Origin of the sequence: Agromyces sp. C10, from assembly GCF_023217995.1 — a bacterium.
Classification (GTDB): Bacteria; Actinomycetota; Actinomycetes; order Actinomycetales; family Microbacteriaceae; genus Agromyces; species Agromyces indicus.
Genome location: NZ_JALPSX010000005.1, coordinates 85,028 through 100,410 on the forward strand (window position 1 = coordinate 85,028; position 15,383 = coordinate 100,410).

Sequence of the window (15,383 nt, forward strand, 5' to 3'; positions counted from 1 at the left end):
GGATGCCGCTACGCCGCCAGTTGCGCGGCGACCACCGCCGCGTCCTCGCCGACGCCGAGCAGCAGCGGCGACTTGCGGGTCCGCATCCACGGCACCCCGGTGAAGTACAGTCCGGGCGCGACGGTGCTCGCACCCTCGCGCTGGATGGGCAGGCCGAGCTCGTCGACGACGCCCGGGATGCCGATCCAGCGGTAGTCGGGCCGGAACCCGCAGGCGACGACCACGGCCGAGAACTCCGCCAGGCGGGGGGCCGGTGCCGCGGGCACGCTGCCCGGCGGCATCCGGGGAAGGTCGGGGACGGGCACCGACATCCGCTCGGCCGCCTGCGCGATCAGGCGGCAGATCACCGCCCAGCCCTCGTCGCCGGCGCGGACCGACTCGGCGAGGTCGTCGGCGACGACGAGGCGGCCGTCGTCGACGCCCACGATGTGCCCGAGCAGCTCGGCCCCCGCCGCGGCGAGCGTGCGGAGGTTGAGGTCGTGGCCGCCGGCGCGACCGGTGACGAGCGGGTTCGGCGAGAGCCGGGCGGCCGAGGTCGGCAGCCGGGCGGCGGTCTGCTCGAAGAAGCCGGCGTCGATCAGCCAGTCGATGCCGTCGCGGTCGCCGACGCGCCGCGGCATCGCCGGTGCACGCCCGGCCGACAGCACGACCTCGCGACCGGCGAGGAGGAGTTCCTCGGTGAGCTGCCCCGCGGTCTGCCCGCCGCCGATCACGAGCACGCGCCCGTCGGGCACCGACTCGGGCGAGCGGTACGACGTCGAGCCGATCACCGGCACGTGGCGCGCGAGGTCGTCGACCACCGCGGGGCGGCGCTCCCGGTGGTAGGCGCCCGTGCAGGCGACCACGCGTCGCGCGCGCACGGGTCCGCCCTCGGTCTCGGCGACGAAGCCGCGATCGGCCGCCCGGAGCTCTTCGACGCCGGCGTGCTCGATGACGGGCGCGCCGAACGAGCCGCGGTACCGGCGCAAGTGCGCGATGATGCCCTCCCGGGTCAGGTAGCCCGCGGGATCGTCGCCGTCGTAGGCGCCGCCGGGCAGTCGGATCGTGTGGTTGGGCGTGACGAGCGTGAAGCTGTCCCACCGCAGGTACCACGCCGCGCCGGCGCGCTCGCGGTCGACGACGACGTGGTCGACGCCCGCCGCCATCAGCTCGTGGCTCACCGCCAGGCCCGCCTGCCCGGCGCCGACGACGAGGACGTCCGTGTCCGCCAGCATGGCGCCAGCGTAGGCCGGGCGCCGCGGCGCCGGTAGCCCCTCGGAGCGTCCAGCCGGTGCTCAGCGGTCGTTCAGCCCACGGCAATAGCGTCGCCGCGTGCCACACCAACCCGATCGTCCGCCCGGCGCCGCCGCGGCATCCGCCGTCGTCACCGTCGCCGTGCTCGGGGGTGCCGTGCTCGCCGCGCGCGCCGCGTGGCGGCGGTTCCGTGCGAGCATCACGCGCAACAGCCTGATCCTCAACGAGACGCTGCCCGTGCATTCGAAGTGGTGGCGCGACCACGCCAAGGTCCGCGGCGAGATCCTCTACGTCGCGATGGGCGACAGCGCGGCGCAGGGCATCGGGGCGAGCCGACCGGACCACAGCTACGTCGGCGTGCTCGCTCGGCTCATCCGCGACACCACCGGGCGGACGGTGCGCGTGGTGAACCTCAGCGTCTCGGGCGCGACGACGGCGCTCGCCGTGCAGGACCAGCTGCCGAAGCTCGCGAAGTACCGCCCCGACGTGATGACCGTGTCGATCGGCGCCAACGACATCGCGAAATGGGACCCCGAGGCGTTCGAGGCGAACCTGCGGGCGATCCTCGATGCGGTGCCCCCGCACGCGCTCGTCGCCGACCTGCCGTTCTTCTACTTCCCGCACAACGAGCGCAAGGTCGCCGTGGCGAACGAGATCCTGCGCCGGCTCGTCGACGAGCGCGGCCTCGCGCTCGTGCGCCTCCACCGCGAGACGCGCCTGCGGGGTTTCCGCCGCATCTTCACCCACTTCGCGAACGACTGGTTCCACCCCAACGACCACGGGTACCGGGTGTGGGCCGACGCGTTCCGGCCGGCCGTGCTCGCCACCCTCGCCGAGCGGTTCCCCGCGGGCGACGACGAGACGGATGCCGCGGCCGGGGTCCCCGCGGATGTCGGGGGCCGCGCCTAGGCTTTCGAGCATGCCGAAGCCCACGACCGCGTTCCGTTGCACCGAGTGCGGCTGGAGCACCGTCAAGTGGGTCGGCCGATGCGCCGAGTGCCAGCAGTGGGGCACCGTCGTCGAGTCGGGCACCGAGACCGGCATCACCCGCAGCCTGCAGCCGGTCGCGCCGTCCTCCGCGAGGGCCGCGCGGCCGATCGGGCAGATCGAGGCGGAGCACACCGCCCATCGGCCGAGCGGCATCGGCGAGTTCGACCGGGTCCTCGGCGGCGGCATCGTCGCCGGTGCCGCGATCCTCCTCTCGGGCGAACCCGGCGTCGGCAAGTCGACCCTCCTGCTCGAGGTGGCCGCGCGGGTCGCGGCGACCGGGCGCCGCGTGCTCTACGTGAGCGCCGAGGAGTCGACGGCGCAGGTGCGCCTGCGGGCCGGCCGCACCGGCGCGCTGCACGACGAGCTCTACCTGGCCGCCGAGACCGATCTGGCGACCATCCTCGGCCAGGTCGACGAGGTGCAGCCCGACCTGCTCATCGTCGACTCCGTGCAGACGGTGTCGAGCTCGCTCTCCGACGGTCTGCCGGGCCAGCCGAGCCAGGTCCGCGAGGTCGCGTCGACCCTCATCCGCGTCGCCAAGGAACGGCAGCTGCCCGTGCTCCTCGTCGGCCACGTCACGAAGGACGGCACGATCGCGGGCCCGCGGCTGCTCGAGCACCTCGTCGACGTCGTCTGCCAGTTCGAGGGCGACCGCCAGACCGCGCTGCGCTTCGTGCGGGCGCTCAAGAACCGCTTCGGACCGACCGACGAGGTCGGCTGCTTCGAGATGACCGGCGACGGCATCGCCGAGGTGCCCGACCCGTCCGCGCTGTTCCTCAGCCGGTCCCGCACCGCCGTGAGCGGCACCTGCGTGACCGTCGCCCTCGAGGGGCGACGGGCGCTCCCCGTCGAGGTGCAGGCGCTCGTGGTCGCCACGAAGGCGCCGCAGCCCCGCCGGGTGGTGAACGGCGTCGACCCGTCGCGGGTCGCCATGATCATCGCGGTGCTCGAACGCCGCGCGGGCCTCCGCCAGCTCGGCGAGCACGACGTGTACGTCTCCACGGTCGGCGGCGTGCGGCTCGTCGAACCCGCGGCCGACCTCGCCATCGCCATCGCCATCGCGAGCGCCATGCGCGACCGGGCGGTGCCGCACGACCTGGCCGCCGTCGGCGAGATCAGCCTCGCGGGCGAGGTGCGACCCGTCACGTCCGCGAAGCAGCGTGGCTCCGAGGCGCGTCGCCTCGGCTACCGCGACCTGCTCGACGACGACCTGGGCAGCGTCCGGGCCGCGGTCGAGCGGGCCATGATGGTCGCGACCGGCGCCCGCGAGCGCGAGTTCGACGCCGCGTTCTGATCGAGAGCGCGCCGCGGCGGCGCGAGTCGCCGCGCGAAGCCGGCGCCTCGCGAACCTACGCTTCGAGCGCCTTCAGCAGCTCGGCGGGTGACGCCTGCATCGGGTGCGGGCCGGCGATGTCGAGGAACACCGTCGTGATCGTCGACTCGTAGCGCTTGAGGAAGGTGCGGAGCCACGCCGGGCTCTGCAGGCCCACCGCGGGCGGCAGGTTCGCCGGCTTGTTCGCCGCGTCGCTGAACAGCAGCAGCGCCACCTCGCCCGTCCGCGGATCGCGGTAGGTCCACACCTCGCCGCCGTCGAGCGGCTTGTCGCGCGGACCCGGCTTCATCAGCGGCACCACGGTGTTGCCGTGCCGCAGCGCGAGCGCCACCGCCGCCATGTCCTGCCGCTCGAGCGCCTCCGCGAGCGCCTGGGAACGGAACTCCACGGGCTCGCCGCCCTTCGCACGCTTTCCACCGGCCATCCGACGAGCCTAACCGGCCGCGGCGCGCGAGGCGCAGAGGGAGCGCACCGCCTCCCGTCACCCGAAGACGGGAGACGGTGCACTGATGGTGTCTTCCTGCTCGCAAGGGCGATGCGAGCCGGCGCCCCCACCCGGAAACGGAACCGGGCCGTTCCCGGAGCCGCGCGTGCGCGACCCACGTCGAATCTATCGAAGGCCCCGCCCCCGGTCCTGTCGGCACTTCAGGGGACACCGCGCACCGCGCGAGCCGCCGTCACCGCGGCGATCGCGGATCAGTAGAGCAGGAACTGCTTGGTCGTCTCGGACGCGAACCCGTCCACCGTGACGCCGAGGTGGTACGACGCTCCCCCGCCCGGGGCGGCGGCGCGCTCGGCGTCGCACGTGTCGGGGCTCGAGCGCGTGCGGTCCCACACGAGCGGCGTGCTCGATGACACGGGCGTGCCCGGCTCGAGCGACACGACCGCGTCGACCGGGTCGACCTGGCAGTCGGTCGACGACCAGTACACCTCGTCGCCGCTCTGCACGGTGAACGCCTGCGCCTTGGTGCCGACGTTCATCACGCAGACGTTCGGCCCCGTGTTCGTGATCGTCACCGACAGCTGCGGCTGCTCGCCGGTGGCGTACACCGCGGCATCCGTCACCGCCTCGACGGTGATCTGCGCGTCGGTGCAAGGCGCGCCGTCGACGGGCTCGACGGCCGGTTCGGGCGTGGCGGCGGGGTCGTCGGACGGCGGTGCCGTGGCGACCGGGGCGGACGGCTCGGCGGACGCGGGCGTCGTCTGCGCGACCTCATCGCCCTGGCTCGCGCCCGGGCGCACGATGACGAGCACGATCGCGATGATCACCGCGACGAGACCGAGGAGCACCATCGCCCGGCGGCGACGGTAGACGCTCGCGGGCAGGCGCCCCTGCGTGGTGCGATTCTCGGACATGGCCACAGGCTACGGCCGCCCGCCGACCTCGGACCGACGGTCGCCCGGCGCGCCGGACGGGCGGTGAGGAACGCTCAGAGGACTTTCAGCATCCGGGTGTTGCCGAGGGTGTTCTGCTTCACGCGGGCGAGGTCGAGGAACTCGGCGACGCCCTCGTCGTGGGAGCGGACGAGCTCCGCGTACAGGGCCGGATCGACCGACTCGCCGCCCATGTCCTCGAAGCCGTGGCGGCCGAAGAACGCGACCTCGAACGTGAGGCAGAACAGGCGGGTGAGGCCGAGCTCTCGCGCGTCGCCCTCGAGCGCGTCCAGCAGTGCGTGCCCGACGCCCCGCCCGAGCCAGTCGTCGCGCACTGCGAGCGTGCGCACCTCGCCGAGGTCCTCCCACATCACGTGGAGCGCCCCGCACCCGATCACCGACCCGTCGGCGGCCTCGGCGACGCGGAACTCCTGCACGTCGCCGTACAGGTCGACGCGCTCCTTGCCGAGCAGGATGCGGCGCGCCACCAGCGGCTCCACCAGCTCGACGATCGTGGGGATGTCGCGCGTGCGCGCCTTGCGCACGGTGAAGGGCGGCTGCGTCATCCGCTCATCGTATTGCGCGGCGCCCGACGTCTCGCATTCGGCACCCGCGGGGACGGCGAAGGGGCGGATGCCGCGGCATCCGCCCCTTCGAACCGCGTGGCTACTGGCCGGCCGCCAGGTCGGGCGTGGCCGGGCCGGTGCCGATCGCGGCGCCGGTGTTCACGCCGACGCCGACGGGCAGGGCCCGCTGCGTGGTCGTGAAGACGAACTCGCCGTCGCGGAAGTCGACGTGCACGTGGTCGCCCGAGTTGAGCTCGCCGTGCAGGATCTTCTCGGACAGGCGGTCCTCGACCTCGTGCTGCACCGCGCGACGCAGCGGGCGGGCGCCGAGGGCCGGGTCGAACCCGACCTCGATGAGCCGCTCCTTGGCCGCGGTGGTGAGCTCGACCGTCATGTCGCGGTCGAGCATGCGCTCGCCCAGTCGCTTGATGAACAGGTCGACGATCTGGAGGAGCTCCTCCTTCGACAGCTGCGGGAAGACGATGATCTCGTCGACGCGGTTCAGGAACTCGGGCTTGAAGTGCTTCTTCAGCTCCTCGTTCACCTTCGCGCGCATGAGGTCGTAGCCCGTGCGGGTGTCGCCCTCGACCTGGAAGCCGACGGGGCCGCCCGAGATGTCCTTCGTGCCGAGGTTCGTCGTCATGATGATGACGGTGTTCTTGAAGTCCACGACGCGACCCTGGCCGTCGGTGAGGCGGCCCTCCTCCAGGATCTGGAGGAGCGAGTTGAAGATGTCGGGGTGGGCCTTCTCGATCTCGTCGAAGAGCACGACGCTGAACGGCTTGCGGCGGACCTTCTCGGTGAGCTGGCCGCCCTCCTCGAAGCCGACGAACCCGGGAGGGGCGCCGAAGAGTCGCGAGACGGTGTGCTTCTCGCCGTACTCCGACATGTCGAGCGAGATCATGGCCGCTTCGTCGTCGAAGAGGAACTCGGCGAGCGCCTTGGCCAGCTCGGTCTTGCCGACGCCCGTGGGGCCGGCGAAGATGAACGAGCCGGAGGGACGCTTCGGGTCCTTGAGCCCCGCACGCGTGCGGCGGATCGTCTTCGACAGGGCGGAGATCGCCTCCTCCTGGCCGATGACGCGCTCGTGCAGCGCCTTCTCCATGAAGACCAGCCGCGAGCTCTCCTCCTCGGTGAGCTTGAAGACCGGGATGCCGGTGGCCTGGGCGAGCACCTCGGCGATCAGGCCCTCGTCGACCACGGCGGTGGTCTTGACGTCGCCCGACTTCCACTGCTTCTCGAGGCGGAGCCGCTCGCCGAGCAGGTTCTTCTCCTCGTCGCGCAGCGACGCGGCCTTCTCGAAGTCCTGCTCCTCGATCGCGGTCTCCTTCGCGGCGCGGACCACGGCGATCTTCTCGTCGAACTCGCGCAGCTCCGGCGGCGACGACAGGATCGACAGGCGCAGGCGGGCGCCGGCCTCGTCGATCAGGTCGATGGCCTTGTCGGGCAGGAACCGGTCGCTGATGTAGCGGTCGGCGAGGTTCGCCGCGGCGACGATCGCGCCGTCGGTGATCGACACCTTGTGGTGCGCCTCGTAGCGGTCGCGCAGCCCCTTCAGGATGTTGATCGCGTGGGGCAGGCTCGGCTCGGCGACCTGGATCGGCTGGAAGCGGCGCTCGAGCGCGGCATCCTTCTCGAAGTGCTTGCGGTACTCGTCGAGCGTGGTCGCGCCGACGGTCTGCAGCTCACCGCGGGCGAGCAGCGGCTTGAGGATCGACGCGGCGTCGATCGCGCCCTCGGCGGCACCCGCACCCACGAGGGTGTGGATCTCGTCGATGAAGACGATGATGTCGCCGCGGGTGCGGATCTCCTTGGTGACCTTCTTCAGGCGCTCCTCGAAGTCGCCGCGGTAGCGGGAGCCGGCGATCAGCGAGCCGAGGTCGAGCGAGTAGAGCTGCTTGTCCTTCAGCGTCTCGGGGACCTCGCCCTTGACGATCGCCTGCGCGAGGCCCTCGACGACGGCGGTCTTGCCGACGCCGGGCTCGCCGATGAGGACGGGGTTGTTCTTGGAGCGGCGCGAGAGGATCTGCATGACCCGCTCGATCTCCTTCTCGCGGCCGATCACCGGGTCGAGCTTCGACTCGCGGGCGGCCTGCGTGAGGTTGCGACCGAACTGGTCGAGGATCTGCGAGCCGCCCTGCGGCGCCTGCTGCTCGTTGGCCCCGACCTGGACCTGCTCCTTGCCCTGGTAGCCGGAGAGGAGCTGGATGACCTGCTGGCGCACCCGGTTGAGGTCGGCGCCGAGCTTCACGAGCACCTGGGCGGCGACGCCCTCGCCCTCGCGGATGAGGCCGAGGAGGATGTGCTCGGTGCCGATGTAGTTGTGGCCGAGCTGCAGCGCCTCGCGCAGCGACAGCTCGAGCACCTTCTTCGCGCGCGGCGTGAAGGGGATGTGCCCGGTCGGCTGCTGCTGGCCCTGGCCGATGATGTCCTGGACCTGCTCGCGGACGGCATCGAGCGAGATGCCCAGGGACTCGAGCGCCTTCGCGGCCACGCCCTCACCCTCGTGGATGAGGCCGAGCAGGATGTGCTCGGTGCCGATGTAGTTGTGGTTGAGCATCTTGGCCTCTTCTTGGGCCAGGACGACGACACGACGGGCTCGGTCCGTGAATCTCTCGAACATCATCATCTCCTCGTCGACGCGGTCGGGGCGTCGATACATCAACGGTAACCACCGGGACTCGGCCACGGGCCCGTGTTCGCCGTGGGCGCACCGTGGCTTGACCGGGGTGGGCGCCATCCGTAACATATCGATCGTCGATAACAACGAATATCGATACGCACCACTCGACCCGACCCCGGAGGAACCATGACCGCCCCCGACGCCACGACCCGCCTCGACCGCAGCGACACGATCGGCATGTACGCGACCGTCGGCATCGCCCTCATCGCCGTCATCGCCACGATCTGGCGGGTGGCGATCCGGCTCGCGGAGGTCCTGCCGCTCCGAGACGTCCCCGTGCTCGTGCCGTTCTTCGACGAGCGCGCCGAACTCCCGATCGGCCCCGACGGCGCGCCCGTCGCGGTGGGCGTCGACCAGGCCGTCGTCACCGTGCCCGAACCGGCCGCCGCGACCGGCTTCGCGTTGGTGGCCGAGCCGCTCGTCCACGGCGCGACCGTCGTCGCGGGCATCGCCCTCTTCGCGCTCTTCTGCTGGAACCTGGCGCGCGGCCGGGCGTTCTCGCGCGGCAACGTCCGGATCGTGCTGTGGGGCGCCGGCGTGCTCGCCGCGGGGTGGCTGCTCGGCAGCATCCTCACGAACATGACCGTCAACGGCGCACTCTCTGCGGTCAGCGACTACACCTACGAGGGCATCACCTTCAGCACCGACTGGGCCGTCCCCTTCGCCATCCTCGCGCTCGGCGCCGTCGGCGCCGCGTTCCAGGTCGGCGCGCGCCTCCAGCGCGACACCGAGGGGCTCGTCTGATGGCGCCCGCCGAGGTCGACGAGGTCCACGACGTCCACTGCCGGCTCGACGAGCTCCTCGCCGAACGCGGCCTGACCCTGACCCGGCTCGCCGAACTCGTCGGCGTGAGCGTCGTGAACCTCAGCGTGCTGAAGAACGACCGGGCCCGCGCCATCCGCTTCTCGACGCTGCAGGCGATCTGCCGGGCGCTCGACTGCGAGATCGGCGACCTGCTCGTACTGCGCCGAGCGGATGCCGCGGGGCCGGCGGTCGACGCGGTGCGCGCCGGCTGACCGGCTCGACGCACCCCGAGCCCGCGTGGTTGGATGCACGCATGCCCAGACTCGTGCTCACCGTCATCGGAGACGACCGCGCCGGCCTCGTGGAGGCGCTCGCCGAGACGATCGGCGCCCACGGCGGCAACTGGGAGCGGAGCCAGATGGCCGAGCTCGCGGGCCAGTTCGCGGGCATCGTCGTCGTGTCGGTGCCCGACGGCCGCGAGGAGGCGCTCCGCTCGGCGCTCGCGGGACTGGACGGGCTCCTCGACGTCACGGCGCACCCGGGCGTCGAGGAGGCCGGCGAGTCCGCGCCCGACGGATGGGCCGAGCTGCGCATCGACCTCGTGGGCAGCGACCAGCCCGGGATCGTGCGCGACGTGTCGTCGGCGCTCGCCCGGCACGGTGTCAGCATCGAGACGATGCACACCGAGCGGCGCGACGCACCGATGGCCGGCGGCCGGCTGTTCGAGGCGCACATCGTCGCGCGCGTGCCGACGGGCACCGAGCCCGTGGCCGTGCGCGACGAACTCGAGCAGCTCGCGGCGCGCCTGCTCGTCGACCTCACGATCGACTGACTCCGGGCCCGCGCCGGTCCGATCGGCGAGCTACTTGATGGGCACGATGACGACGGCGTCGCCGATCGTCACCTCGAGCGGCTCGGTGGTCGTCACGTCCATGGGCGTGGAGAACACGGTCGTGTGGGGCACGAAGTCCATCGTGCACGGCCGGTTCGGCTGCTCGGGCAGCACGGCCTCGACGGCGTTCCCCTCCCCGGCCTCCGCGGTCACGCGGAGCTCCGTCGGCACCACGGGGCACGTGGACGAGCCCCAGATCGTGATCGCCAGGCGACCGCCGTCGCGCAGCCAGGTCACGTAGGGCTCGTCGCCGGTCGGCTCGGCGACCTCCTCCTCGGGCTCCTCCTCGCCCTCGGCGCCGGATTCGTCCTCCGACTCGACGTCGGCGCCCTCGTCCGTCTCCTCCTCGATGACGGGCAGGCCCGGGTAGTCCTCGATGGGCCCCGACCCGGGCGCGCACCCGGCCAGGAGGAGCACCGACGCCAGCGCGGCGACGGCGAGCGGAAGACGGCGGACGGCGAGCTGCGGGTCGGCCATGCGCACATGCTAGCCCCGCGGCATCCGTCGTCGGCAGTGCCGCACGCCGGGAATCGCCTCGGAACCCGAGCGTAGGATTCGCAGCATGAGCAACCTCGAGCGTGATCCCGTCGAACTGCTCTGCCCGCCCGAGGCGCCCGAGGGGCCGGCGGTGCAGGTACTCGAGTACCGCGAGGTGCCGCTCGGCGGCCCGCGCGCGATGCCCGTGCGGCGCACGCTGCCGCAGCGGGGCCGCACCACGATCGGCGCGTGGTGCTTCGCCGACCACTACGGCCCCGATGACGTCGCCGAGACCGGCGGCATGGTCGTGCCGCCGCATCCGCACACCGGGCTGCAGACCGTCAGCTGGCTGTTCGAGGGCGAGATCGAGCACCGCGACTCGACGGGCAGCCACGAGCTCGTGCGTCCCGGCGGGGTCAACCTGATGACGGCCGGGCGCGGCATCTCGCACTCCGAGGTGTCGACGCCGGGCACGACGCGGCTGCACGGCGTGCAGCTCTGGACGGTGCTGCCGGAGGACTCGCGGCACGTGGCGCCGTTCTTCGAGCACGCCGACACCTCGCCGTTCCAGGTGGGAGATGCGACCGTCCGGGTGTTCACGGGCGAGCTCGCGAACGGCCGGCCCGAGGCCGCCGACGCGACCACGGATGCCGCGGCCTCGCCGGTCACGGTGTTCAGCCCGCTGCTCGGCGCTCAGGTCGACCTGCCGGCGGGCGGCGTCGTCGACCTGCCGCTCGATCCGACGTTCGAGCACGGCGTGCTCGTCGACGCGGGGCCGGTCTCGATCGGGCTCCCGGGCACGGATGCCGCCACCGAGGTCCCCTGGGCGCAGCTGGCCTACCTCGAGCCCGGCCACGACCGGGTGCGCCTGCGGGCCGACACGGACCCGGTGCGCGTGGTGCTGCTCGGCGGCGTGCCGTTCGGCGAGGAGATCGTCATGTGGTGGAACTTCATCGGCCGCTCGCACGAGGAGGTCGTGGAGTTCCGGCGGCGCTGGGAGTCGGACGTGATCGACCGGAACGACCCGGACGGCCCGTTCGGCACCGTGCCCGGGTACGACGGGGCCCCGCTGCCCGCGCCCGAACTCCCGACGGTGCGCCTGCGACCGCGGCGCTGACGCGCCGATGGCCGGCACCGCGCGGGGCGGTACCGGCCGTCGACTCGAGCAGCCCTCAGGCCACGGCGACCTGCGGGGCCGCGACCGTCTGCTCGACCTCGACCGGGCGGCGGCGCACCCACCGCTTGAGGGCGATGACCGTGAGGGCGGCCACCACCGTGCCGGCGAGGATCGCGACGACGAACATGAGCAGGTTGCCGATCGCGAAGAACACGAAGATGCCGCCGTGCGGGGCCTGCGAGGTCACGCCCGCGCCCATGCAGATCGCGCCGGCGACGGCGCCGCCGAGGATCGAGGCCGGGATGACGCGGAACAGGTCGGCCGCGGCGAACGGGATGGCGCCCTCGGAGATGAACGCGGCGCCGAGCAGCCACGCCGCCTTGCCGTTCTCGCGCTCGACCGGCGTGAACAGGCGGCGGTCGAGCACGGTGGCGAGGGCCATCGCGAGCGGCGGCACCATGCCGGCCGCCATGACCGCGGCCATGATGGTCCACGGCACCTGGTTGTCGATCGAGCCCGCGCCGAGACCGGCGACCGCGAACGAGTAGGCGACCTTGTTGACGGGACCGCCGAGGTCGAAGCCCATCATCGCGCCGAGGATCAGTCCGAGCACGATCGCCCCGGCGCCGGTGAGGCCCGACAGCCAGTCGTTCAGCGCGGTCGACAGGCTCGCGATCGGGCCGCCGAGCACGACGATCATGAGACCGGATGCGGCGATCGAGGCGACGAGCGGGATGATCACGACGGGCATGAGGCCCGCGAGCCAGCGCGGCACGTTGAGGCGGGCGAACCAGAGCGCCACGACACCCGCGAGGATGCCGCCGACGAGGCCGCCGATGAAGCCGGCGCCCATGAGGCCCGCGACGGCGCCCGCGACGAAGCCGGGCGCGATGCCGGGCCGGTCGGCGATCGCGTAGGCGATGTAGCCGGCGAGCGCCGGGACGAGGAAGCCCATCGAGATGGCGCCGATGGTGAAGAACACCGCGCCGAGGTACTCGAGGAAGCCGCCGTCGGGCAGGTTGAACAGCGAGTTGCCGAGCACGACCTCCTGCGCGTTGTCGGTGATGTCGTACCCGCCGAACAGGAAGCCGAGGGCGATGAGCAGGCCGCCGCCGGCGACGAACGGGATCATGTAGCTGACGCCCGTGAGCAGCACGCGCTTGATCTTCTGCCCGAGGTGCTCGTTCGCCTGGGACTCGGCGGCGCTCGCGGCGCCGGGCTCGGCGGCCACGCGGCGCGCGTTCGGGTCGGAGGACGCGGCGACGGCCTCGCGGATCATGCCCGCCGGGTCGTCGATACCGCGCTTGACGGGCCCCTGCACGACCGGCTTGCCGGCGAAGCGGGAGCGGTCCCGCACGTCGACGTCGACCGCGAACACCACGGCGTCGGCACGCTCGATCATGTCGCGCGCGAGCGGCGTCGCGCCCGACGAGCCCTGCGTCTCGACGTGCAGCTCGATGCCCTCGCGGTCGGCCGCGGCGCGCAGCGCGTCGGCGGCCATGTAGGTGTGCGCGATGCCGGTGGGGCAGGCGGTCACGGCGACGAGCACCGGGCGTCCGCCGTGAGCGGATGCCGCGGCATCCGTCGACCCGGCCGGCGCGGCGCCGGCGGCACCCGCGGCGGCGGCGGGCACGGGGGCGGGCGTCGCCTCGGGCTCGGGCGCCAGCGCCTCGTCGACGAGCCGGACGAACGTCGCGGTGTCGGGCGCGGAGCGCAGCGACGCGACGAAGTCCTCGCGGATGAGCGAACGGGCGAGCGTCGAGAGCACCGCGAGGTGGTCCTGCGTCGACGCCGACGGCACCGCGATGAGGAACACCAGGTCGGCCGGCCCGTCGAAGGAGCCGAAGTCGACGCCCTCGGGCAGGCGGGCCGCGGCGAGCGTCGGCACGGTCACGGCGTCGGACTTCGCGTGCGGGATGGCGATGCCGCCGGGCACGCCGGTCGAGTCCTTCTCCTCCCGGGCCCAGGCGTCCGCGAAGAGCGCGTCGGTGTCGGTGGCGCGGCCGGCGGCCACGACCGCGCCGGCGAGGGCGCGGATGACGGCGGCCTTGTCGGCGCCGAGCGGCTCGTCGAGGCTGACGAGCCGCGGTTCGATGACGTCGGACATCGGGGGTTCCTCCTAGGAGACGACCGGGGCGACGGCGCCCCGGATTCTGGTGACGGTGATGGCGGAGGCGTCGGCGAGGTCCCGTGGGGGCACCGCCGAGCCGGGGAGCGACGCGGCGGCCGCGCCGTGGGCGACCGCCTGGGCGAGCGCCCGTTCGGGCCCCTCCCCCTCGGTCAGGGCGAGCAGGAAGCCCGCGAGCGAGCTGTCGCCGGCGCCGACCGTGCTGCGCGGCACGATGCGGGGCGCGGGGGCGAACCACGCGTGCTCGCCCTGCACGTGGACGGCGCCGACGGCGCCGAGCGTGACGAGCGACGAACGGATGCCGCGGGGCGCGAGCCGCGCGGCGACCTCGGCGACCCGCGCGGGGTCGGCCTCGAGGGCGTCGGGGTCGGGCTCGCCCGCGAGCTCGGCGAGTTCCTCGCCGTTCGGCTTGATGAGGTCGATCGGCTCGCCGGCGTCGAGCAGCGCCGCGAGCGGCGCCCCCGAGGTGTCGACGGCGACGCGGGCGGTGACGCCGGCGGCTCGGGCCTCGCGCACGAGGCGGACGTAGAAGTCGGGGGCGAGCGAGGGCGGCAGCGAGCCGGCGAGCACCAGCCACGAGGCATCCGTCGACTGCTCGATCACCGCGGCGACGAGGTCGGACTGCTCGGCCGCGGTGAGCTCGGGCCCGGCCTCGTTGAGCTTGGTGGTGACGCCCCCGGGCTCGGTGATCGTGATGTTCGAACGGAGCCGGGCGGCGATGGGCACGGTCGACACGGGCACGCCCGCAGCGCGGATGGCGGCCACGAGCGGGTCGTCCGCACGCCCGGGCAGCACGGCGACGGAGTCGACGCCGGAGGCCGTGAGGGCGCGGGTCACGTTGACGCCCTTGCCGCCGGGCTCCTCGACGTCGCGCACGACCCGCTGCACCTCGCCTCGGCGGAGCTCGTGGTCGAGCTCGACGGTGCGGTCGAGCGACGGGTTGACGGTGAGCGTCACGATCATGCGACCCGCACCTCCACTTCGGCGTCGGCGAGCGCGGCGGCGAGCCGGCCGCCGGGCGGGGCATCGCTGATGAGCACGTCGACCTCGTCGAGGGCGGCGAAGCGCTGGAGCGCCTCGTCGTCGTGCTTCGACGCGTCGGCGAGCACGACGGCCAGCCGGGCGCGGTCGACCATGACGCGCTTGATCTGGGCCTCGAGCTCGTCGGGCGTCGAGAGCCCGAAGTCGGCGCTCACGCCGTTGGCGCCGAGGAACGCGATGTCGGGGCGGATCTCGGCGAGCTGGGCCACGGCCGCGGGGCCGACGGCGGCGCTCGTGATGCCGCGGACCGTGCCGCCGATGATGCGCACGACGAGGTTCGCGTTGCCGTGCAGCGCGGCAGCGATGGGGATGGAGTTCGTGTAGACGGTGAGCGGCGGGACGCCCGGGTCGGGCCGCCAGGCCGCGAGGGCGTCGGCGAGCGCACCGGTCGTCGTGCCCGCGTCGATGAGGATCGAGCCGGTGAAGGTGGGCGGCACCAGGGCGAGCGCCTCGCGGGCGATCGCGCGCTTCGCGTCGGTGGCCCGGCTCGAGCGCTCGAGCACGGTCGTCTCGGCGATGCTGGCGCGGGAGGCGCTGACCGCTCCGCCGTGGACGCGGCGCGCGTGGCCGGCGCGCTCGAGGGCGTCGAGGTCGCGGCGGATGGTCTCGGGGGTGACGCGCAGTTCGTCGGCGAGGTCGGCGACGGAGACCCGGCCGGTGCGGCCGAGGGCGGCGAGGATGTGCTCGTGTCGCTCCATCGCGTACATGGCGTGGCCTCCTTGCCTGTGATCCTGCCTGCTTCTCTGCGGTTGTGTGAGTTTAGCTCGCCATTCTCCTGAAATGCAACTGTTTCGCAGAGATTCCC

At 73.1% G+C, this 15,383-nt stretch carries 15 protein-coding genes; 6 read left to right on the top strand and 9 right to left on the bottom strand.

Going from position 1 to position 15,383, the window contains the following annotated elements:
- Positions 1-8: 8 nt before the first annotated feature.
- On the bottom strand, positions 9-1,214 hold the full coding sequence (locus M1L56_RS07020) for an NAD(P)/FAD-dependent oxidoreductase (protein WP_248598674.1): 1,206 nt from the start codon (positions 1,212-1,214) through the stop codon (positions 9-11).
- 97 nt (positions 1,215-1,311) lie between these two features.
- On the opposite strand from M1L56_RS07020, the gene M1L56_RS07025 reads away from it, so the two are divergent.
- Positions 1,312-2,142, top strand: coding sequence for an SGNH/GDSL hydrolase family protein (locus M1L56_RS07025; RefSeq protein ID WP_248598675.1), 831 nt, complete (start codon positions 1,312-1,314; stop codon positions 2,140-2,142).
- 10 nt (positions 2,143-2,152) lie between these two features.
- Positions 2,153-3,517, top strand: a complete 1,365-nt coding sequence (gene radA / locus M1L56_RS07030; RefSeq protein WP_248598676.1) for a DNA repair protein RadA — start codon at positions 2,153-2,155, stop codon at positions 3,515-3,517.
- Positions 3,518-3,572: 55 nt separating this feature from the next.
- Here the strand turns inward: radA and M1L56_RS07035 are convergent, their stop codons facing one another.
- The 4 genes from M1L56_RS07035 to M1L56_RS07050 all read right to left on the bottom strand — a co-directional run bounded on the left by M1L56_RS07035 (position 3,573) and on the right by M1L56_RS07050 (position 8,119).
- Positions 3,573-3,980: a dehydrogenase gene (locus M1L56_RS07035; RefSeq protein ID WP_067946571.1), complete on the bottom strand. Its 408-nt coding sequence runs from the start codon at positions 3,978-3,980 to the stop codon at positions 3,573-3,575.
- A gap of 272 nt (positions 3,981-4,252) precedes the next feature.
- On the bottom strand, positions 4,253-4,912 hold the full coding sequence (locus M1L56_RS07040; RefSeq protein ID WP_248598677.1) for a hypothetical protein: 660 nt from the start codon (positions 4,910-4,912) through the stop codon (positions 4,253-4,255).
- 74 nt (positions 4,913-4,986) lie between these two features.
- Positions 4,987-5,496: an amino-acid N-acetyltransferase gene (locus tag M1L56_RS07045; protein ID WP_248598678.1), complete on the bottom strand. Its 510-nt coding sequence runs from the start codon at positions 5,494-5,496 to the stop codon at positions 4,987-4,989.
- A gap of 100 nt (positions 5,497-5,596) precedes the next feature.
- Complete coding sequence (locus tag M1L56_RS07050; RefSeq protein WP_067946611.1) at positions 5,597-8,119, bottom strand: ATP-dependent Clp protease ATP-binding subunit; 2,523 nt, start codon at positions 8,117-8,119, stop codon at positions 5,597-5,599.
- Positions 8,120-8,305: 186 nt separating this feature from the next.
- On the opposite strand from M1L56_RS07050, the gene M1L56_RS07055 reads away from it, so the two are divergent.
- From M1L56_RS07055 to M1L56_RS07065, 3 genes are read left to right on the top strand one after another with little or no spacing between them, the layout of a single operon-like run.
- Positions 8,306-8,923 (top strand): hypothetical protein, encoded by a 618-nt coding sequence (locus tag M1L56_RS07055; protein ID WP_067946578.1) that lies wholly within the window; start codon positions 8,306-8,308, stop codon positions 8,921-8,923.
- Positions 8,923-9,195, top strand: a complete 273-nt coding sequence (locus tag M1L56_RS07060; RefSeq protein ID WP_248598679.1) for a helix-turn-helix transcriptional regulator — start codon at positions 8,923-8,925, stop codon at positions 9,193-9,195. Before M1L56_RS07055 ends, M1L56_RS07060 begins: the two co-directional genes overlap by 1 nt.
- Positions 9,196-9,236: 41 nt before the next feature.
- Positions 9,237-9,755: a glycine cleavage system protein R gene (locus M1L56_RS07065; RefSeq protein ID WP_067946581.1), complete on the top strand. Its 519-nt coding sequence runs from the start codon at positions 9,237-9,239 to the stop codon at positions 9,753-9,755.
- 30 nt (positions 9,756-9,785) lie between these two features.
- Here M1L56_RS07065 and M1L56_RS07070 read toward each other — a convergent pair whose 3' ends face one another.
- Positions 9,786-10,292 (bottom strand): hypothetical protein, encoded by a 507-nt coding sequence (locus M1L56_RS07070; protein WP_248598680.1) that lies wholly within the window; start codon positions 10,290-10,292, stop codon positions 9,786-9,788.
- A gap of 85 nt (positions 10,293-10,377) precedes the next feature.
- On the opposite strand from M1L56_RS07070, the gene M1L56_RS07075 reads away from it, so the two are divergent.
- Complete coding sequence (locus tag M1L56_RS07075; RefSeq protein ID WP_248598681.1) at positions 10,378-11,409, top strand: pirin family protein; 1,032 nt, start codon at positions 10,378-10,380, stop codon at positions 11,407-11,409.
- A 55-nt stretch (positions 11,410-11,464) separates the two neighbouring features.
- Here M1L56_RS07075 and M1L56_RS07080 read toward each other — a convergent pair whose 3' ends face one another.
- The 3 genes from M1L56_RS07080 to M1L56_RS07090 are packed head-to-tail and all read right to left on the bottom strand — an operon-like array spanning position 11,465 to position 15,285.
- Positions 11,465-13,516: a fructose-specific PTS transporter subunit EIIC gene (locus M1L56_RS07080; protein ID WP_248598682.1), complete on the bottom strand. Its 2,052-nt coding sequence runs from the start codon at positions 13,514-13,516 to the stop codon at positions 11,465-11,467.
- A gap of 12 nt (positions 13,517-13,528) precedes the next feature.
- Positions 13,529-14,500 carry a 1-phosphofructokinase family hexose kinase gene (locus M1L56_RS07085; RefSeq protein WP_248598683.1) on the bottom strand — a complete coding sequence of 324 codons (972 nt, stop codon included), beginning with the start codon at positions 14,498-14,500 and terminating at the stop codon, positions 13,529-13,531.
- Positions 14,497-15,285, bottom strand: coding sequence for a DeoR/GlpR family DNA-binding transcription regulator (locus tag M1L56_RS07090; protein ID WP_067946591.1), 789 nt, complete (start codon positions 15,283-15,285; stop codon positions 14,497-14,499). The genes M1L56_RS07085 and M1L56_RS07090 overlap by 4 nt, the downstream gene beginning before the upstream one ends.
- Positions 15,286-15,383: the final 98 nt, after the last annotated feature.